Origin of the sequence: Chryseobacterium pennipullorum (assembly GCF_003384725.1) — a bacterium.
Classification (GTDB): Bacteria; Bacteroidota; Bacteroidia; order Flavobacteriales; family Weeksellaceae; genus Chryseobacterium; species Chryseobacterium pennipullorum.
Map to the genome: position 1 here is coordinate 1 of NZ_QNVV01000028.1, position 20,299 is coordinate 20,299.

General features: G+C 38.3%; 17 protein-coding genes. 7 read left to right on the forward strand and 10 right to left on the reverse strand.

Going from position 1 to position 20,299, the window contains the following annotated elements; translation table 11 throughout:
• Positions 1-489: 489 nt before the first annotated feature.
• The gene (locus tag DRF67_RS20400) at positions 490-2,385 is read right to left on the reverse strand and encodes a zinc-dependent metalloprotease (protein WP_115930144.1); all 1,896 of its coding nucleotides are present in this window, start codon (positions 2,383-2,385) and stop codon (positions 490-492) included.
• A 189-nt stretch (positions 2,386-2,574) separates the two neighbouring features.
• Between DRF67_RS20400 and DRF67_RS20405 the strand changes: the two genes are divergently transcribed.
• The 3 genes from DRF67_RS20405 (at position 2,575) to DRF67_RS20415 (ending at position 5,834) form a co-directional block, all read left to right on the forward strand.
• The gene (locus DRF67_RS20405) at positions 2,575-3,645 is read left to right on the forward strand and encodes a DUF4407 domain-containing protein (RefSeq protein WP_115930145.1); all 1,071 of its coding nucleotides are present in this window, start codon (positions 2,575-2,577) and stop codon (positions 3,643-3,645) included.
• 13 nt (positions 3,646-3,658) lie between these two features.
• Positions 3,659-5,521 carry an AAA family ATPase gene (locus tag DRF67_RS20410; RefSeq protein WP_115930146.1) on the forward strand — a complete coding sequence of 621 codons (1,863 nt, stop codon included), beginning with the start codon at positions 3,659-3,661 and terminating at the stop codon, positions 5,519-5,521.
• 115 nt (positions 5,522-5,636) lie between these two features.
• The gene (locus DRF67_RS20415; protein ID WP_115930147.1) at positions 5,637-5,834 is read left to right on the forward strand and encodes a KTSC domain-containing protein; all 198 of its coding nucleotides are present in this window, start codon (positions 5,637-5,639) and stop codon (positions 5,832-5,834) included.
• A 50-nt stretch (positions 5,835-5,884) separates the two neighbouring features.
• On the opposite strand, the gene DRF67_RS20420 is transcribed toward DRF67_RS20415, so the two are convergent.
• From DRF67_RS20420 to DRF67_RS20460, 9 genes are all read right to left on the reverse strand, one after another.
• Positions 5,885-7,744, reverse strand: coding sequence for a zinc-dependent metalloprotease (locus DRF67_RS20420; RefSeq protein WP_115930148.1), 1,860 nt, complete (start codon positions 7,742-7,744; stop codon positions 5,885-5,887).
• Positions 7,745-8,139: 395 nt separating this feature from the next.
• Positions 8,140-9,600: an IMP dehydrogenase gene (gene guaB / locus DRF67_RS20425; protein WP_115930149.1), complete on the reverse strand. Its 1,461-nt coding sequence runs from the start codon at positions 9,598-9,600 to the stop codon at positions 8,140-8,142.
• A 185-nt stretch (positions 9,601-9,785) separates the two neighbouring features.
• Positions 9,786-10,487 (reverse strand): hypothetical protein, encoded by a 702-nt coding sequence (locus tag DRF67_RS20430; protein WP_115930150.1) that lies wholly within the window; start codon positions 10,485-10,487, stop codon positions 9,786-9,788.
• A gap of 27 nt (positions 10,488-10,514) precedes the next feature.
• On the reverse strand, positions 10,515-11,015 hold the full coding sequence (locus tag DRF67_RS20435) for a DUF4252 domain-containing protein (RefSeq protein WP_115930151.1): 501 nt from the start codon (positions 11,013-11,015) through the stop codon (positions 10,515-10,517).
• Between the two features lie 12 nt (positions 11,016-11,027).
• Positions 11,028-12,308 carry a DUF4252 domain-containing protein gene (locus DRF67_RS20440; RefSeq protein WP_115930152.1) on the reverse strand — a complete coding sequence of 427 codons (1,281 nt, stop codon included), beginning with the start codon at positions 12,306-12,308 and terminating at the stop codon, positions 11,028-11,030.
• A gap of 55 nt (positions 12,309-12,363) precedes the next feature.
• The gene (locus DRF67_RS20445) at positions 12,364-13,035 is read right to left on the reverse strand and encodes a hypothetical protein (protein ID WP_185142136.1); all 672 of its coding nucleotides are present in this window, start codon (positions 13,033-13,035) and stop codon (positions 12,364-12,366) included.
• Complete coding sequence (locus tag DRF67_RS20450; protein ID WP_115930153.1) at positions 13,010-13,519, reverse strand: RNA polymerase sigma factor; 510 nt, start codon at positions 13,517-13,519, stop codon at positions 13,010-13,012. The genes DRF67_RS20445 and DRF67_RS20450 overlap by 26 nt, the downstream gene beginning before the upstream one ends.
• A 99-nt stretch (positions 13,520-13,618) precedes the next feature.
• Positions 13,619-14,779, reverse strand: coding sequence for a GlmU family protein (locus tag DRF67_RS20455; protein WP_115930171.1), 1,161 nt, complete (start codon positions 14,777-14,779; stop codon positions 13,619-13,621).
• Between the two features lie 417 nt (positions 14,780-15,196).
• Positions 15,197-15,448, reverse strand: coding sequence for a type B 50S ribosomal protein L31 (locus DRF67_RS20460; protein ID WP_002976190.1), 252 nt, complete (start codon positions 15,446-15,448; stop codon positions 15,197-15,199).
• Between the two features lie 184 nt (positions 15,449-15,632).
• Between DRF67_RS20460 and DRF67_RS20465 the strand changes: the two genes are divergently transcribed.
• The 4 genes from DRF67_RS20465 to DRF67_RS20480 all read left to right on the forward strand — a co-directional run bounded on the left by DRF67_RS20465 (position 15,633) and on the right by DRF67_RS20480 (position 19,987).
• Complete coding sequence (locus DRF67_RS20465; RefSeq protein WP_115930154.1) at positions 15,633-17,042, forward strand: hypothetical protein; 1,410 nt, start codon at positions 15,633-15,635, stop codon at positions 17,040-17,042.
• Entirely contained in the window at positions 17,042-17,368 is a 327-nt protein-coding gene (locus DRF67_RS20470; RefSeq protein ID WP_115930155.1) for a nucleotide pyrophosphohydrolase, read from the forward strand. Before DRF67_RS20465 ends, DRF67_RS20470 begins: the two co-directional genes overlap by 1 nt.
• A gap of 162 nt (positions 17,369-17,530) precedes the next feature.
• On the forward strand, positions 17,531-18,754 hold the full coding sequence (locus DRF67_RS20475; RefSeq protein ID WP_115930156.1) for a 3-phosphoshikimate 1-carboxyvinyltransferase: 1,224 nt from the start codon (positions 17,531-17,533) through the stop codon (positions 18,752-18,754).
• A 234-nt stretch (positions 18,755-18,988) separates the two neighbouring features.
• Positions 18,989-19,987 (forward strand): phosphatidylinositol-specific phospholipase C, encoded by a 999-nt coding sequence (locus DRF67_RS20480; protein ID WP_228435874.1) that lies wholly within the window; start codon positions 18,989-18,991, stop codon positions 19,985-19,987.
• The last annotated feature ends 312 nt before the right edge of the window (positions 19,988-20,299 follow it).

Below are 20,299 nucleotides of genomic sequence, written 5' to 3' on the forward strand. Positions count from 1 at the left end.
GGAAATTAATTCTTTTTAAAAATACAAGTCAATATGCCATCCATATTCACTATATATTAAACAAAATAAAATTCATTTTACAGGAAATTTTTAAACAATCAATCTTATTAGGATGATTTTAATTCAAAACAGCGATCGATGATCTGTAAATTATTATAGAATTTTTCTTAAATAATAGTGTTTTTTTACCTTAAAGTGAAGACTACTGGATATAAGGACAGATATCGCGGGATGTTTTTTGTTCCATGCTTATTTAGTTCGTCTTATTAAGTGGTTATGATAATTTTTTACCAATCTATTGTTTCCTTCACCCCCAGCTCCATAACTAATACATGTTAATAGGATTTGATTTTTTTAAGTCATCCAAAAATAATCTCTTGATACGACAGAATGTGTCGCAACAAAAATAAAAAGCGGGTTCCTCCAGAACTTACAAAAAAAGCCCCTAAAAGATAACTTCTAAGGGCTTATGATTAGGATTTTATGTGCTTAGTTGTTTAAAAACTTTTTAGATTCTTTTTTATTCTTATTGGAATAATTAATAATGAAGGCTCCTTTTGGAAGCTCTCGTACAATCTGTATCTCATTTGTGTTAGCATGACCTTTTTGAATCAGTTTACCGCTAATATCATAAATCTGATAATCACCAAAAATCTCGTTTCCACTTAATCTCAATTTATTTTCAGATTTTATATATACAAACCGAGACTCTGCATTGTTTTTAACTTCAGAAGTTCCAAGTGTTCCTACAAGCCTTACCGCGTAATCTTCCATTTGCCCATATTGAAGCTGTGAGCAAGGAGACATTTCTGGTAAAGCTGACCCATTATAAGTAGCAGCATCTACAGCCACTCTCATCCTCAGATAGGTATTAAGTACAGCACCTTGAGGTGGAGCAACAGAGCCCGTAACCGTAATGGTGGCTCCTGAAGCAACAGCGTTAGCTGAGGTGTTGTTTACAACCAGTTCCGATTCTTCAAACGATCCGTTGTTGTTATAATCTATCCATACTTTTGCATTGAACTTCTCAGCCTGTCCAAAACCATTTAAGTAATTCACTTTCAGCTCAGATGCCGCATTGGAAGGTATATCGGTATAATAAGCAGGTCTTATGCAAGTTGCCGTAGAATAATCTGCATAATAAACAGGTGCAGGTTCATCAGAATCATAACCGTTTGTCATGCTGTTGATCGTCCCCAGCTGAACTTTGAAAGGGCCGACCGCAAAATTATTATTGGTAGGGTGAACAATACCTGCCGGGTTACATTGTGCCGCTATAATAGAAACCGGTGAAGGGATTACTACAGCAGGATCCTGGGCGGCAGTTGAATTAAGCAGATTTTTTCTGTATTCCATCATCAGCATAATTGCACGATCTCTCTGTCCTGCAGTGAATTTACGGTTGGAGTTGGTATAATTCATTACATTGTATTGAGTACCATCATAGTTTTGTGATGTACAAGGATCTATCGCTGTATTGTTAGGAACTGATACTCCATACATACTTCTGGACGGAGAGGTGTCACAAACCCTGTCTCCGTTTACAGCACAGTTTGTATTTACAGGACATGAAGTCTGATTGGAATAACTCACCCCCTGAAATGTATGATACAGTCCGAAGGCATGACCAAGTTCATGAGTAAGCGTCGTATCATTGTTATTTTTAATCGTTGCTACCTTCATAAAGCTCTCGTATGAATAGTCATAGGTGTCAGGAAACGCTGCATAGCCCATTAATCCATATGATAATTGCTGCTCTCCATCAAAACCGATTACGACATAAATATTAAAGTAAGAAGTTTCTGGCCAGTGAGGGGCCATAGCTTTTATCTGGCTGTCACTTGCTCCGTTACCTGCTCCATTAGAATCTACACCTCTGGTATCATATAAAGGAATAGAACTTCCGTTATACCTCACAATTCCCGAGGTAGCTGTACATTGTGGTGACCTTTTCGCCAATACCAGCTTGAAAGGGATCACATTTCCACCATCAGCACCGGGGCCTTCTGCGTAAAAGCCATTTCCGTATGTAGTGGCATACATACTATTAGCCCTGTCGATCCAGTTTTTAATTTCCTGATCCGTTAAGCTCAGGTTAGCGTTCGCTGAAGCGCTGGACTCAATAACGTGAACAACAACAGGAATTTCATACACCTGTCCGGTATACAAACCGTTCCACGAAGTGGTACCGCCTACCTTTTTGAGAAATGACTGCTGATCCATTTTCAACAACTTCTCCTCCACCATTTCTCTGTTTTTCTTCAGATCCGGATATTTTGCATCCAGTTTTCTCATGTGGTCATCAAAGCCGCAATAGCTGCCATGGCTTTGAGAAAATACTTTTACAAACAACAAAAGCATCGAAATAATACTTATTCCTTTCATTTATTATATTTTTATTAATTAATTCACGCCAAATGTAATTATTTAGTAAAAAATAGCAAAATAATAAGATGATTAATTAATAAATTTTACAGAAATCTTTTGATACAATTTTCAATTACTTGGCAAAACATAATACTATCTTTTACATTGGTATGATTTTTAATAGTACATTTGTATAAATTTTCAGTTATGAAAACAAACCAACAAACTATAAATCAGACGAATCATAAAATAAACTGGTTCCAAAAGTTCCTCATGGTATGTTCCGGCGGAAACATCCATATTTTAAGGAAAACTCCAAGCGAATGGAATAAATTTTCAGGCATTGGAGGCATTGTACTATTCACAGCTGTATTCGCTACCCTATCGGCCGGCTATGCTATGTATACGGTATTCGACAATATCTGGACTGCAACAGGATTCGGAATTCTGTGGGGTTTAATGATCTTTAACCTGGACCGGTATATTGTTTCATCAATCAAAAAAACAGGAACGTGGTGGAACCAAATCCTGATGGCCATTCCCCGTTTGATTCTCGCTACATTTTTAGGAATTATTATTTCAAAACCTTTAGAGCTTAAAATATTTGAAAAAGAAGTAAACAAACAGCTGAATACGATTATTCAAAGAAATAAAAAGCAGCTTCAGGGCGAAATGAACGGAAGAATTCTCCAGCAAAGCGGACCTTTTGAAACGGAGAAGCAACAGATTGCAGGAAAAACAGCACAGTATCAGATGGCATATGATTCTGCTTCTGTGGAGCTTGAGAAAGAAATTTTAGGAAAACAGTCCGTTCTCACCAGTGGAAAAGAAGGTTTTGGCCCCAACGCCAAACGGAAGCAGCAACTGAAAGAGCAACGCAGACAGGATCTGGAGAATTACCAGAAACAGACAGCACCAAGACTGGAGTATCTGGACAAGGAAATTTCCAAAGTATATACCAACCTGGAAACAGAACGAAAATCTACAGAAACGTTTGAAGATAAGTTCAACGGATTTGCGGCAAGGCTGCAGGCTTTGGACGAACTGGGAAAAAACTCAGCGATCATAGGACTGGCAGCAGCCTTTATTATGGGTTTATTTATATGTCTTGAAATATCTCCTGTTCTCGTCAAACTGATTTCCCATGTAGGTCCTTATGATTATCTTTTAGAAAAAACCGAACACGACTTCAAGCTCTATTCTAAAGAAAAAATTGAAAAGGGAAAGGCTTTAACTGATTTCCGGATTGAAGACTTTAAGGATAATTTAAAAAAATAGTGTACTTTTCGTTATGATTATTGATAAAGAAGAGATCCGGAAAAAAAAGAAAAAACTGGATGACTGCAAAGCTTTTCTAAAAAAAGAATTCATCGGGATCGATCAGATCATCGATGATTTGATGGAATATATTCAGATCTGGTACCTTATGCCGGAAATCCTGACACGTCCTGTGGTCATCAATCTATGGGGAATGACAGGAGTAGGGAAAACGGACCTGGTAAGAAAGACAGTCCGTTTTCTTGAGTTCCAGAACCGTTTCGTAGAAATCGAACTGAGCAATACGGATGAAACATCCTGGAGCAAAAGTGTATCTGATATTTTTCAAAGCAACGCGCTTAGCGATGAGAAACCCAGTATCGTCCTTTTTGATGAGATCCAGCGTTTCAATACCATTGATCCTGACGGAACCCCTGTTCCACAGACCAAGTTTACCGATTTCTGGGAGCTTTTAAGTGACGGTCGCCTCAGCAAAAGAGAGCGCGAAGATCTTGAACATTATCTGTTCTCATATCTTTTCCGCAAAAAGGAAAATGACAGGCGCAAGAGCAGTGGCGAAACCGAAGTGGAGGAAAATCCGTACCTTAACTTATGGGATGCTAAAGAACTCAAAAAGTACCTCAGCATGGAAGATGATGTCATGAGCATCATTGATATGAAAGAGGAGGATATGATCAGGCTGATCCGAAAAAAACAAAAGGAAAAGAAAATCTATGAACCGGTAGATTACAGCAAGATGCTGATAATCATCAGCGGCAATCTGGATGAGGCTTTCCAGATGTCCAAAGAAACAAGTGAAGCTGATGTGGACGCCAATATTTATCATGCTTTTACCAAAAAAATAACAGTTGTTGACATTAAAAATGCATTGGCCAGAAAATTCCGCCCTGAACAGGTGGCCCGGTTTGGAAATATACATTTGATCTATTTTTCATTAAAAACTGAAGATTTCGAAAAGCTGATTCAAAGAGAGATCAATAATCTCAGACACAAAACAAAAACCCGGTTTGGCATTGCTTTAAAAATCGATAAAAAGATCAATGCCCTGATCTACAGAAACGGTGTATTCCCTGTGCAGGGGGTAAGGCCAGTATTCAGCAGTGTGGTGGATATTCTGGACACCAACCTCAGTACATTTATTTTTGAGGCTATCATCCATGATGACAAGACAATAGAAGTTGACTATCTTGAAGACAGGAAAATTATCACCGGAAAGATCGGCAGCAAAGTGATTGAGATTCCTTATCTCGGGAGAATCGACAGCATCCGCCAGTCTAATCAACGGGATGCCGTGGCCAACATCAGCGTACATGAGTGCGGTCATGCGGTTTCCTATATGCTCTATACAGGCTTCGCTCCCTTACAGCTTAAAAGCAAGGTGGCAAGCAGTTATGCAGCAGGTTTCACTTTTCCTCATCAGATTCATGATACCAGAGAAAGTATGCTGGACAGAATCAAAATATATCTGGCCGGCGGGATTGCAGAAGAAATTATATTCGGCGAAAAAAATGCCAGCATTGGAAGAAGCCACGACCGGGAACAGGCATCCAGTCTGGCAATAGATTATGTCAGAAAATATGGTTTTGAAGAAGACTATCAGGCAACCTACAATCTTGAAGATTATCCTCACCGGATGCAGCAGCATATAACTGATGAAAGGATAGAAAAACTAATGCAGGAGCTTGCTCGAAAAACCAGAGAAGACCTGATCCTTCACTTAGACCTGTTGAAAAATATGAGTAAACTCCTTAGCGAAAAAGGAAGTATGCTTCCAAAAGAAATACATGACATTGCGTTAAAGCATCAGCTAAAGGTAAGCATCAAAGAGGAAGGGCATCTTCATATTGCTCCTTATCACGACATTCTTAACAGATAACAGCATATGTAGCCACTTATTACCTTAGCCCCTTAAGACTAACCAATAGAAGCTTCCGAAGATTCCGGCAGCTTTTGGTGTGAAAGGTAGGAACATTTTTTGCTGAATCCTCAGTATGCCATCAAGTGTTGTCAATAATTATATCTATTTCCCGGATACTGAAATATTAAGAATCATATATCAGTCGGGAGCGATATACGACTATTTCAAAGTACCGGCTGCTATCGTTGATAAATTTGGAAAAGCAACGTCAAAAGGCAGATTTCTTAATGCAGTCATCAAACCAAAGTTCAGATATAAAAAAATTGAATAAAAAAAATGCCTCCATAGCTGGAGGCATTGATATTTCTAAGATCTTTACAATTATTTAATGATCAGTTTAGACGTTTTGCTGTCTTTTCCGTTAGAAACCTGAACCATATACACTCCTTTTTCAAGTTGTTGATTTACTTTGAAAATTCCATTTCCTTCCTCAGTTACAGACGGGCTTGCCACCAATCTTCCTGACATATCAGAAATTGAAACTTTTAGGTTTTTAGCGTTTTTAGCTTTGATGAATACTTTATCACCCGTAGCTACCGGGTTAGGATAAATCACCAAATCATCCTTATCCGTTTTCACTTCAGATGTTCCAAGATTGGTTACTAAAGTTACTGAATAATCTTCTGCCTGTCCGTACAATAATTGTCCACATGGTGTAGGAGCTCCATCATCAACAATAACCCTCATTCTTAATGGAGTATTCAAAGTTGCTGTAGCAGGCGGCGTAAATGTACCGGTAAATGTACCATGTAAGTCTGCCCCAAGCGCGATGTTATTTCCTGTTGCTACCAATTCATTGGCTTCGAAAGTACCGTTATTGTTATAATCGATCCATACTCTTGCATTCTGAGGATTTTGGAAAATCCCTATTTCAATTGTTTGCTGCTGACCAACCTGCAATGCAGTATGAATATTCATAGAACATGCTTTTGTTGTATAATCCAAATAATAAGAAGGATGTGCTGTCCAATATCCCGGCGATTCATTATTGATCTGTCCCAATTTAACAGAAACAGGACCTGCAAGGTAATCTCCTGGATTAGCTAACCCCGAAGGAGCACATGCAGCAACCGGTACTACAGATGGTTCTGGAGTAGTTGGTAAAGCAGTCCCTGCTTTTGAAGTGGTTAAACTGCTTCTAAATAGCATGAATAAATCATTTATTCTTTCACCTTGTCCTGCCGTAAACTTCTGAGCCACAGTATTGGTATAATTCATCATATTATACTGTACGCCCTGATAGTTGGCACCTGTACAAGGGTTAATTGTAGAGTTGGAAGGAATTACCGGCCAGAAAGTGTAAGCACTTCCTGCTCTTTCCGTATCACATACTTCGTCATCATCTTTGGTACAGTCTCCTGTTGTAGGTGGACAATAGTCTGCATCACCCGGAACAGCATCATATCTACCACCATCGAAAGTGTGATATAACCCCATTGCGTGTCCGAATTCGTGAGCAAATGTTGTATCATGAAGATTTGTAACAACTCCCGTTTTCATGAAAGACTCATAATTAGCATCATAGTTATTCGGGAATGCTGCAAATCCCATCAATCCCGCATTTGGAGTAGTACTACCGTCAAATGTAGTAATCACATAGATATTGAAGTAGGAAGCTTCCGGCCAGTGTGGTGCTAAGTTTTTGATAGCAGCTCTTGAAGCTCCGTTTGTGGTTTGCTGGTAAGCCATTCCATATGTGTTATAGCCTGTTAATGTACTTCCGTTATATCTTACAATACCATTCGTTGCATTACAGTTAGGATCTCTTTTAGCTAACACCAATTTGATGGGAAATACCGCTGATGTTCCAAAATCTGCAGGTGTTCCTGCAGCAGGCCAAGGGTAAGTACCTGCATACATTTTGTTTGCGTTATCCAACCATGTCTGGATCTGGGCATCTGTTCTGGTATAAGAAGCATTATTACCTTCAATGACGTGAACAACTACCGGGATTTCATAAATACCGTTTACCACTTTTGCAGTTGCTGATGAAGGATTGGCGTTTCTCTCAGCCTGAACCTTTCTAATCAGCTTATCAAACATTTGTCTCATTCCAGGATTTGCTCTATCCTGTTCTTGTACCATTTCATCAAATCCGCAGATCTTTGACTGGTGCTGGTGCTGCTGTGCAGTCACTGAAAGCGAAAATAGCATTGCGCCATAAAGGAAAGTTTTCTTCATTTCATTAATTTTTTAAAAGTTTTCAAATTTACAATCTTATTAGATTAATACAAGTGTTTTATTTATTTTTTACATCAAAACAATAAAACAATTTTAAAAATTCAATCAATTAGTCGGATTAATCACTTTTTTGTTACAGAATAAGAAATATACTTTCGATGAAAATTTAATTTTTTTTATAAAAATTTTTAATACAATAGTCATTTTTAATTAAAAATAGAAAATTTCAATCCTTAAAAATCACTCATAATCAGATAAATATTAAAAACAATTACAACTTTGCAAGATGACAGACCCCAATCATAAAATAATTTAATCAATTATAATTTCAGGTGTTAAAAACACAAAAAAGCCACACAAAATTGTGTGGCTTTTATATCTTATTTTTTTTTATTCTACAAAGAATAGTTCGGGGCTTCCTGAGTGATGATGACATCATGTGGATGCGATTCTTTTAATCCGCTCCCTGTAATCATTACCATTTTTGTCTCTGTTTGCAGTGCTTCAATATCTTTTGCTCCACAATATCCCATACCGGCTCTTAATCCTCCGGTTAACTGGAAAATAACATCTTCCAACTTGCCTTTATGTGGCACTCTTCCTTCGATTCCTTCCGGAACGAATTTTTTAGCCTCACTCTGGAAGTATCTCTCTTTACCACCTCTCTTCATTGCGGACAAACTTCCCATTCCCTGGTAAGATTTGAATTTCCTTCCCTGGAAAATAATCTCATCTCCCGGTGCTTCATCAGTTCCTGCTAACAGTGATCCAAGCATTACTGCTCCGGCACCACTTGCAATGGCTTTTACGATATCTCCTGAAAGCTTGATCCCTCCATCAGCAATGACGGTAACATTTTTAGATTTAGCATATTCATATACATTATAAATAGCTGATAACTGAGGTACACCTACCCCGGCTACTACCCTGGTTGTACAGATAGAACCCGGACCAACTCCCACTTTAAGGACATTGGCTCCCGCTTCGATAAGATCTTTTGCCGCTTCAGCAGTGACAATATTTCCACCTACAATATCAAGATTCGGATATGACTTTCGGATTTCTGAAATTTTATCAAGAACTCCTTTAGAATGTCCATGTGCAGAATCAATAGCAACGATATCTACTCCGGCTTTCACCAAAGCTTCAATTCTATCGAGCGTATCTTCTCCAACTCCAACTCCGGCCCCTACGATAAGGCGTCCGTTGTCATCTTTGTTGGCATTCGGGTACTCTAATTGATTGTCGATATCCTTAATGGTAATTAATCCTACCAGCTTATTGTCCTTATCTACAATTGGAAGTTTTTCAACTCGGTTTTTCAGGAGGATTTCTTTAGCTTTTTCAAGGTTGGTATCTTTATCTGAGGTGATCAGCTTCTCTTTCGTCATGATCTCCTCCACCTTCATATCAAGATTTTCCTGATACTTTACATCTCTGTTGGTAATGATTCCTATCAATACATTATCCGTATCTACAACCGGCAACCCTGAAATTTTGTATTTAGACATCATTTCTTTGGCCTGTCCTAATGTATGGTCTTTGGAAAGGGTAACAGGATCTGAAATCATTCCGTTCTCTGAACGCTTTACACGGTTTACCTGTGCTGCCTGTTCAGCGATTGTCATGTTTTTGTGAATGAAACCTAAACCACCTACTCTTGCAAGAGCAATAGCAAGATCTCCTTCAGTAACTGTGTCCATCGCAGCAGATACTATCGGAACATTCAGCGTGATTTTGTCGGTAAGTCTTGATTTTAATGAAACCTGGTTAGGTAAAACTTCTGAATAAGAAGGGACTAGAAGAACGTCATCGAAAGTGATGGCTGTCTCTACAATTTTGTTATGAATAGACATCTTTACTTTCTTTGCAAAATTAGGTTATTTTGACGAGATATGAAAATCATTTTTAATAGTTTAAATAAAAATTAATAATCAATAACTTAAATCAAAAAACCGTTCTTTTTACAGAAACGGTTTTTATCACAAAATAAAATTGAGTATATCGAAACTACTTGTTACTATCTAGGTTTAAGCCCTATCTATTTTATCGGCTTCCCATTGTCATCCAGACTTTCAATATGGGTTTGGTTATTTTTATCAACGTAAAGTTTAAGTCTCACTTTCCCTTTGGTATCCCGGATAAAGATTCCTACATCGCCATCAGCTGTTTTTCCGGCAAAAAAACGCTCGTTAGTGAGCTTTCCTTCTTCGCGGAGTTTTGCATAAGCTTTTTTGCTTGCTGCCGGATCATTAAGCTTCTTTAATGAATCCTCAAATTTTATAATCTTTTCCAGCGGAAAATCATCAGGACGGTCCCATAGCTTCAGACCATATACGCGGTTTTTATCTTTTCCCGCGGCTTCAAAATACTGAAGCTGCATCACCTGATCTGTATTTCGCTGATCCACAGAATACACCATACCGGACTCCTTTTCATTACCATCATACACAAGACCTCCACATTCATCTCCTATCGAATTAAAAAAGATAAGCCCAGCTTCTCTTTCTCTTGGTTTCAATGCTTTATGATTAACCAGCCCCGGATGCTGCCGTTCCTTATTGCTGATGACCATCTTTAGGGTCCCGTCCTTCTCAACGATATTGATACGTTCTACATCTATTTCTTTGAAATGTTCATTAGAGCCGTTCTTAAAAGCAAGGAAGAAAAATAAAAAACACATTACAGTCAGTACTCCCGCATATATTTTGAGAGTACGCACCTCTCTTATTAGTTTTTCCATAATAAAGCAATTAAAGTAAAAATAGGATTACTGATCTGAAACAGAGCTGATCATTTTTGAAATATCGTTGGGAGTAAAATTCCCTTTTACGGCAACAAATACCATATCCTTGCTGGAGTTTACGGTAATCAGCATATTCTTAATGGCGTCTCCATTCTGATTCACCCGTACATTTACATTATCCCCGTTATGTTTGATAGTGGCCCAGTCCTCATAGCGGTTATCATTTAAATAGCGGGCATAATCGTTCAGCATCTCCTTATTTCCATTTTCTACCATCATTATTTTTATTTTGGACACCTTCTTCATCAGGCTTACCACTTCATCACTTTTCCCTTTCTCTTTTAAAGATTTTACAAGATAAGGTTTAGCCAGAAACATCGGCACATTGAAGCTTGTAAACCGGGCTTCTTTATAATGATGTCTGGATTCTGAAAAGAAATCAATATTGGGTCTGCCTGAAACGATACACGACTGGAACAAGCTTATGGCTAGTATAACAAACAGGATGCTTTTAAGAGTTTTCATGGTAATGGTTTTTTAGTCTATCGATTTTAATAATCCGCCTGATGTTTTGCTGATATTGGCATCTATTTCAGGCTGTCCTTTATATCGCACCGATCCCCCCGAGGAGGCTTTCACCTTTAGCTTTCCGGATACACTTATCGTCAGGTTTCCTCCGGATGTAGCTTCTGTTTCAAGGTAATTTAATTTCAAGCCATCTGCCTTACATAAAGCTCCGCTACTGATGTCGATGGTGGCAGAATCAGCTTTTCCACTCAGACTCATATTGGAGCCGCTTGAGCTTTTAATTCCAATATTTCCGGCCGTAACTCCTGCCCTGAGGTTAGCCCCTGACGACGCGGAAATATCTGCAGCATTTGCGATTTTAAAATCGCCGGTCAGATTAGCGCCTGATGAAACATCAATTTTCATATTTTTTTCATGAATAGAGTTCACGACAGTCACGTTGGAACCCGAAGAAACATCAATATCATCCATTCTTGGTGAAGAAACGTTGACGCTGATATTTTTAAACCTAAGATTTCTTACCCCTTTATTATCAATATATATTTTCAGTACTCCGTTTTCCACCTTCGTTATGATATACTGCAGCTTATCAGAATCTGCAATCACTTTTACACTGGAAGGTTTTTCCTGTTTGAAGATGACATTCACCCCGGTACTTACCTGCAGTCCTGAAAATTCTCCTACATTCCTAGCTTCTCCATTCAGATAAGACGAATTACCGTCAGATGTTATCGTATTTCTAGTGTTGGTAATCGGATTCTTTTTAGTCTCACTGGAGTTAATGATTTTACTTACATCATCCAAAGAAAGCTTCCCGTCCAGCATTACAAAAATACTTTCGCCGCTTCCCCCATTAATACTCAGCAGGAGGTCATCCAAAACACCGTCTTTTGCTTCCGCAGAAAGAAATTTTATCTTAGCTCCGGAGTTATTCACAGACATGATCTCACTGTAGTTCAAGTTTTTTACATAAGAAGCCATATCATTGCTCAGTTGAGACAGATTGCTCTGAACCCGGCGTCCGTCTGCGGTATTTGTTTTTTCAGGATTTTCTGTAATCAGGATTTTCAAACCATTGATTTTTGACAATAATGGCTTGATCTGATCCAGCTGGGAATCATCAATATTCAGGCTTCCGAGCATTCCAAACATAGGTTTGGCAATTTTAATAGAGGTTACCCCTTCTACTTCCTGATATTTCTCAAAAAGTTTGTCAAATTTATCTTTTTGTCCATAGACATTAAAGAAATGGGAAAAGGCAAGTGCGAATATTATAAATAGTTTTTTCATGAGTCAATTTTTATTTTTAAGGTAATGATTACAGCTGGGGATATTACTATTCGGGCTAATAATCATCGTCTACCACTTTAGGTTGTACCAATTTTTCACTAACGTTATTTGCAAATATCTGGAATGAATACTTAGTTACATTGATAGCTTCTTCTACATTGTCGATTCTTTTTCCATTAACAATGACATAAGAGTTTTCATATCCTGTAGAATCTTTAGTTTTATTTTTAAAAGAGGAATTATCTACATAGCGGGGCTTTCTCTCTTTTTTAAGCCTTCCTCTTTTTGGCAGAATCTCATCCAGAACATCCTTCTCTGCAACGGTATTTTCCTGGAAAATAGAATCTTTTTTAGCGCCTGAGATCGAATCGGTATGATTGACCGCCACCTGGGCATGATGTTCATTATTTTCTTCGATAAAGTCTGATTTTTGTCTTAATACCTCATCTTTTACCAGTTTTTCTCTATCGTGTGCATTTGCGCCTGGAGAATCGTTGTTGTAAAAGAAAAGTCCCAGGCTGAAAAGCAGCGTTATACCGGCTGCCATCCAGAACCATTTTGGAAACGACGGCTTATTTTTTTCTAATGGAATAACAGGAGCATCATCTTTCTCAGCGTCTTTACTTTCTGCTGATTGAAGAAAGTCTTCAAAGTTCCAGTCCATTTTTTCTTCCTTCATTTCCCGGAAGATGTCATTATATTTATCTTGTAATTGATCTTTTTTCATAGCTCATCAGTTGTGAGATTTGTTCTTTTACTTTTTGTCTTGCCCGCATAAGGTTGACCCTTACTGCATTTTCCTCCATTTCCAGCATTTCAGAAATTTCGGACACGTCGTACTCTTCTACATCTTTCAAATGGATGACCATTTTCTGCTTTTCGGGAAGCTGATTGATAAATCCGAGAATATGTTCTTTAAGATTATCAACTTCCATACTGTAAAGCTCCGACCGATGAAGCTGCATATCTGCAAAACCGATCTTCACATCATGATGCTTCAGACGGTTCAGGCATTCGTTCCGGACAGACTTCAGAGCATAGGATTTAAAGTTACCGAACTGCCCGAGTTCATCCCTTTTCTGCCAGAATTTCATCATCAGATCCTGCACTACATCTTCTGCTTCATCACTGCTCATGACAAATCTTTTCGCAAAACGATACATCTCGTCTTTGAGAATAAACACCGTATTCTTGAAAGTTTCTTGGGTCATGAGTTTTGTTTCTTATAGGTAAGACAATTGCTGTTTCAAATCTATTACATCAAAAATAAAAAAACTTCAAATTTTTTTGAAGTTTTTTTATAATCGAGGCTAGTAGGTCTCAAAAATATGTTTCAGAATAGCCTTATCCTGGTCTGCCAGAGCGACTTTTCTTCTGGCCATTGCCCTCTCTGCGACCTCATAGACTTTGTCAAGCCTGAATCTTTCGTCATCCTTTGCTCCACCCCAGGAGAAGTTCTCTACAAGGTTCGGCGGAAAGCCCGGTTTAAAAATATTAGAAGCAACTCCAATAACGGTACCTGTATTCAGCTGGGTATTGATCGCAGTCTTGGAGTGATCCCCCATAATCAGTCCGGCAAACTGAAGTCCGGTATCCTCAAAAGCTTTGGTCCGGTAGTTCCAGAGTTTGACGTGGCTATAATTGTTTTTCAGGTTCGAGGAATTGGTATCTGCACCAAAGTTGCACCATTCGCCAATGACTGAATTTCCTACGAAACCTTCATGTCCTTTACTGGTATATCCAAAAATAATAATATTATTCACTTCGCCACCTACCTTGCAGTGCGGACCTATGGTAGTAGCTCCGTATATTTTAGATCCAAGATTAAATTTGGAGTCTTCTCCCAGGCTAATAGGCCCGCGAAGATGACAACCTTCCATTATTTCAGCATTTTTCCCAATGTAGATCTTTCCGGTTTTCGTATTGATGGTGGAAAACTCTACGCTGGCGCCTTCTTCAATGAACAGATCTTTTTTATCACCCAAAAAACCATTGGTTGAAGACAGCTCCTGCGATGTTCTCCCTTTTGTCAGCAGGTCAAAATCAAAGTCGATCGCATGATGATTATACGTAAAAAGGTCGGCCGGTTTTTTGAAGAAAATGAGGTTTTCTTTTATGTCTGTCATTTTTTCAATCTGATTCAAAGAAAATCCTTTCATGTTGATTCTGGCTGCTACCAGTTCGTCTTCGTACACCAGAGCTTCTCCCTGTTTTAGCTCTTTGAGCTGTTGAATAACAGCTTCTGTCGGCAGGAAATTCGGAACCAGAAAAAGGCTTTCCTTATCTTCCGGTGCCGGAAATTTATCCTGAAGATATATTTCTGTAAAAAAAGAAACCTCCGGATTCTCCAGAATTTTCTGCCATCTTTCGGAAAAGGTAAGAATCCCGCATCGCATTGCTGCCACAGGACGGGTAAAAGTAAGCGGAAGAAAATCTTCCCAATATTGTGCGTCTGAAAATACTAATTGCATTTTTTGGAAATTAGAGATTAGAAATAAGAACCCAGATAACGGATGCTTGAAATTGGAGATGGTAATCTCCGAAGCCAATTTACCGTTTCTACATTCTATTCCAAACAAAAATACAAAAAGATGGGAGAAGTTAAATAGAGATGAGAGATTTAAAGATCCCAGACTTATTTCCGATATGATTAATCTCCTTATTTGTCCTTTTATTTTTATCTTATTTATTGATAAGTTTTGGATAAAGTTTTTATAAAACGGACTCAAGCCCGTTCGTATTGAATAATTGAAGATGCTGAATCCTTTTTTTTAATAATTAAAAAAGGTGGCCAAAAGAACCTTTGATTTCTGCTCTTTGAATCCAATGCTGCAGCACAAAAAAAGTCTTCCGAATCGGAAGACTTTATTATTTTTATAATACAAAAATTACTTAGCGAATTTTTTGTATTTGTTCATGAACTTATCAACTCTACCTGCAGTGTCAACTAATTTCACTTTACCAGTGTAGAAAGGGTGAGAAGTTGAAGAGATTTCCATTTTGATTAGTGGATACTCTTGTCCTTCGTACTCGATAGTGTCTTTCGTTTCTGCAGTAGACTTGCAAAGAAACACCTCGTCGTTACTCATATCTTTGAAAACAACAAGTCTATAATTTTCTGGGTGAATTCCGTTTTTCATAATACAATTTTTAAAAAAATTAAAGTTTGCTTTCGAAATAGTAATGGATATTTCTCTGCTAATTTTAGGTTGCAAAAGTACAACATTTTTTCTAATTTCCAAATACCAGATCCAATATTTTTTTAATGATAAGAAATTCAAAGTATTTTCGTTAAATTTGGAACCTACTTAAACTTTAATTTCGATGAAATTCAAATTATTACTGGCTTTTTCATTCTGGATGTTACTGGTAGCAGTATCATGTAATAAAGATGATATAACTTTTGATACTCCTTCGCAGCAGTTGAGCTTTTCAAGGGACACTGTATTCTGTGATACGGTCTATCATCAGGTACGTTCAGAAACCTATGTAGTGAAAGTATATAATAATGAGGATAAGGACATTCTGATCCCGAGGGTCAATCTTGAAAAGGGAGCATCTTCCTTATACAGGATCAATGTAGACGGAAAACCGGGCTATGATTTTCAGAATGTTGCGTTGAGAAAAAAAGACAGTCTTTATATTTTTGTTGAGATAGCACCTGAAGCAACAGGACCTGAAGCCATTGCTGAGGACAGAGTCATCTTTACCAGTCCTGCCGGACAGCAGCATGTGAATTTATTTTCTGTGGTTCAGGATGCAGAATTCTATATTCAGACTCCTACCAACCCGAATATCATTTCCAGTTCCACCAATTGGAGTAATAATAAAGCTAAGATCATTTACGGCGACCTTACCATCAATCCAAGTGTAACACTGGATATTGATCCGGGAACAAAAGTATACTTCCACAAAAACAGTGGAATGAAAGTTTCCTCAGGAGCCGTTTTGAACATCAACGGAACCCAGAATGAACAGGTGATCCTCCGCGGTGACAGAAACGACCCTTATTATGATACAATTCCTAAAAACTGGAATTCTATCAGGATGGAAGCCAGCTCTACCCTGAATATGAACCACGCAAGATTATTCGGAGGAACAAGAGGCTTGGATATGAAACAGGCCAAAGCAACAATCAATAATTCATTCATCCATACGTTTTTTGAATATGGTATCCACGCAGTAGGCTCTACTGTTGATGCCAGCAATCTGGTGATGAACAATTCCGGATTGTCCTGTATAGGTATCTTCAGAGGAGGAAAACACACATATACCCATGCTACCATTGCCAACTACTCCAGGACAATGAGTGCCATGGACAGAAAAGGAATTTTTGTGACGAATGAATGGAAAAATGAAGCGGGGCAGACGGAGCAGGGAGCTTTACAGCTGTTCAGTCTTAGAAACAGCATCGTGTATTCTGACCGGGATAATGCTGTTCATTTTGAAGCAACTCCGGGGCAGCAGTTCGAGTACCTTATTCAAAACTGTCTGCTGAAGTATTCGGGAACTTCAGAAGCGGGCTTTACTTTTGACAACAATACCAATGTATTACAGAGTTTTAAGAATGAAGAGCCACTTTTTGTCAATTATTTTATGGCTAAAATGAATCTAAGGGTAAAAGACACCTCTCCGGCAAAAGGAAAAGGAAATGTTTCTGTCGCTGGAAGTGTACCTTTTGATATTGTGAACGTATCCCGAACAACCAACCCAACTATCGGAGCTTATCAATAATGGAAATTACACAACTACAGCAGCAGGTTGATGAGTGGATCAAAACCATTGGTGTCCGATATTTTAATGAACTGACCAATATGGCAATGCTCACAGAGGAAGTAGGTGAAGTCGCGAGGATCATTGCCCGCAGATATGGCGAGCAAAGCGAAAAAGAAAGTGATAAAAACAAAGACCTGGGAGAGGAACTGGCAGATGTACTTTTTGTAACCTTATGTTTGGCCAATCAAACCGGCGTGAATCTACAGGAAGCCTTTGATAAAAAGATGAAGATCAAAACTGACCGCGACAGGGAACGCCATCAGAATAATGAAAAATTGAAGTAGAGATTTCAGACATCAGGCATCAGACTTTTCTTAATCCGTTGCCTAAGCTCTAAAATCCCAGATCTCATATGAACAATAAAAATTGAAACAGAGAGTAAGTTGATGATAGCAGACAATGATAGTCTGAAATCTGATATCCAGTATCTGATATTTTAAGAAACAATGAAGTTAGAAAAATCAAAATTAGAAGGAAACAAAACAGTTCAGATCAGCGGTTCGAAGAGTATTTCGAATCGTTTATTGATTCTGGAAAGCCTGTTTAGCAATATAAAAATAGGGAATTTGTCTAATTCTCAGGATACACAATTACTGAAAAAAGCATTATCCGAAAATACAGAGAGTGTAGATATTCATCATGCAGGAACTGCCATGCGTTTTCTTACTTCCTATTATTCTATCGAGCCAGGAAAAACAACCGTTCTTACCGGATCAAAAAGAATGAAGGAAAGACCAATTAAAAACTTGGTCAATGCGCTGAAAGATCTTGGAGTAGACATCGAGTACCTGGAAAATGAAGGATTTCCTCCTTTAAAAATTACGGGGAAAAAGATCACTCAGACTTCGGTAAATGTCCCAGCCAATATATCCAGCCAGTTTATTACTTCTCTTCTACTGATAGCTGGGAAGCTTGAAAATGGGCTGCACATTCATCTTGTGGGTGAGGTTACTTCCAGATCCTACATTGAAATGACACTTGATATTTTAACAAAATTTGGAATCAAAAACAGTTTTGAAGGAAATACAATTCAGGTAGAACCTTTCAACCCTGGCGAACAATCTTCAACAGCAGCTTATGAAGTGGAAAGTGACTGGAGCTCAGCCTCCTATTTCTATTCGATCTGTGCCTTAGGAAGAGAAACTATTCACCTGAAAAGCTTTTATAAAGAATCTACTCAGGGAGATTCTGCAATCGCAAAAATTTATGAGGATTTCTTTGGAGTTAAGACCACATTCTCAGAAGCTGAACATAAGATCACATTGGAGCCCCAAAAGGATTTTACTTATCCTGAAAAAATCGTCCTGGACATGAACAATTGCCCGGACATTGCCCAAACGTTATGCGTGACGGCTGCTGCTTTGCAAATTCCTTTTGAAATCTCAGGATTGGGAACCTTAAGAGTAAAGGAAACGGACAGGCTTCTGGCTTTATTTAATGAACTGAAAAAACTGGGTACTGAAACTGAAATCACAGATGTAACGATCAGGTCGCTCAGCTTTGGCGAACCTGAAGAAAATATTTCTATCAAAACATACCAGGACCACAGAATGGCAATGAGTTTTGCTCCCTTCTGCCTGATAAAAGAACTTAATATCGAAGAGGAAAATGTTGTTGAAAAGTCTTACCCAATGTTCTGGAAAGATCTTGCCAGCGTAGTGACGAATTAATTTAGGATGGAAGCTGGAAGAGAGAGGATGGAAGCACTGTTCAACCGAATATCGCTATTAGCCTCTTTTATTGGAGATTTATTGAAAGCATGAGTTTTTTATGACAGAAATTCTCCTCTTCCACCTTCTAACCTCCACCCCCTATTCTCAACAACTTAATCATCTCTTAAAATTAAATTAACTCCTCATTATTTGATATATTCTTATTTTTAGGCTACATTAAAAATATAAACTATGTTCAAATTAAACATGAGGCGTTTTACGTCCATTACACTTGGTGTCGTGACATCTGCTGTATTCTTTTCCTGCTCAAATGACAATAGTATGGAACGGGATTCTGATGAGGCAAGACTGCCCTACTCTTTACAATCGAATGCCAAGGCATCCTTACTTCCGATTGAAATGAACAGCTGGATGTCCGGCCTTCAGGATAATATCTCTATCTCAAAAATCTCAATTCCGGGAACGCACGATTCCGGAGCACGAAAAGATGCCCCTGTAGTAAGTGGTACAGCAAAAACACAGGATCTTAGTATAGCTGAACAGCTGAATGCCGGTGTCCGCTTTCTGGACATCCGCTGCAGACACATTGATAATTCTTTTACGATTCATCACGGAGCGATCTACCAAAATCTGAATTTTGATGATGTGCTTACTGCCTGTTATGCTTTTTTGGAAAGTCATCCGTCGGAAACGATTATCATGTCTGTAAAGGAAGAACATGATCCGTCGAATAACAGCAGAACTTTTGAAAAGACCTTCGATTCTTATGTTCAGAAGAATCCATTAAAGTGGAACCTTGGGACAAATGTTCCCACACTTGGAGAGCTGAGAGGAAAAATCAAACTATTGAGGAGATTTTCAGCGGAAACCGCAAAAGGAATCAACGCAACTTCATGGGCAGATAATACGACGTTTGAAATTAACAATGCGGGGGCAGCATTAAAAGTTCAGGATTATTATAAAGTAACCAATAATGACGATAAGTGGAACGGAATTTCCGGCTTGCTGAATGAAGCCAGAAACGACAGCAGCAACAGACTCTTTATCAATTTCACCAGCGGTTATAAACCAGGAATATTTGGAATTCCAAGCATTCCTACAGTTTCCAACAATATTAACCCAAGGCTTAAAACGTTCTTCCAAAATAACACCAAAGGGACTTTTGGGGTAATGCCTGTTGATTTTGTGAACGCAGAATTATCTGAACTGATTGTGAAGACTAATTTCTAAGTTAATCACTTACTGGATATTAAAAAAACGGTCTTCATATGGAGACCGTTTTTTTATTGGAGATTCGGCTGATCAACTCATCTGATATTCTCTCTGATGATTATGCATGATAAGAAGCACCATCTAAGTCACAATTTTTAAACATTTAAATTCTGTGTTGAATCTAGAGATTTTCAGTTTTGTAAACTTTATATGAGATCCTGATCACATTATTATCAGTTTAAAATTTTCTTCTTCCTTTTATGGTTCAAACAAATAAAAATGCAGCCCTCAGATTGAGCGCTGCATTTTTTATCAATGATATTAAGGTAC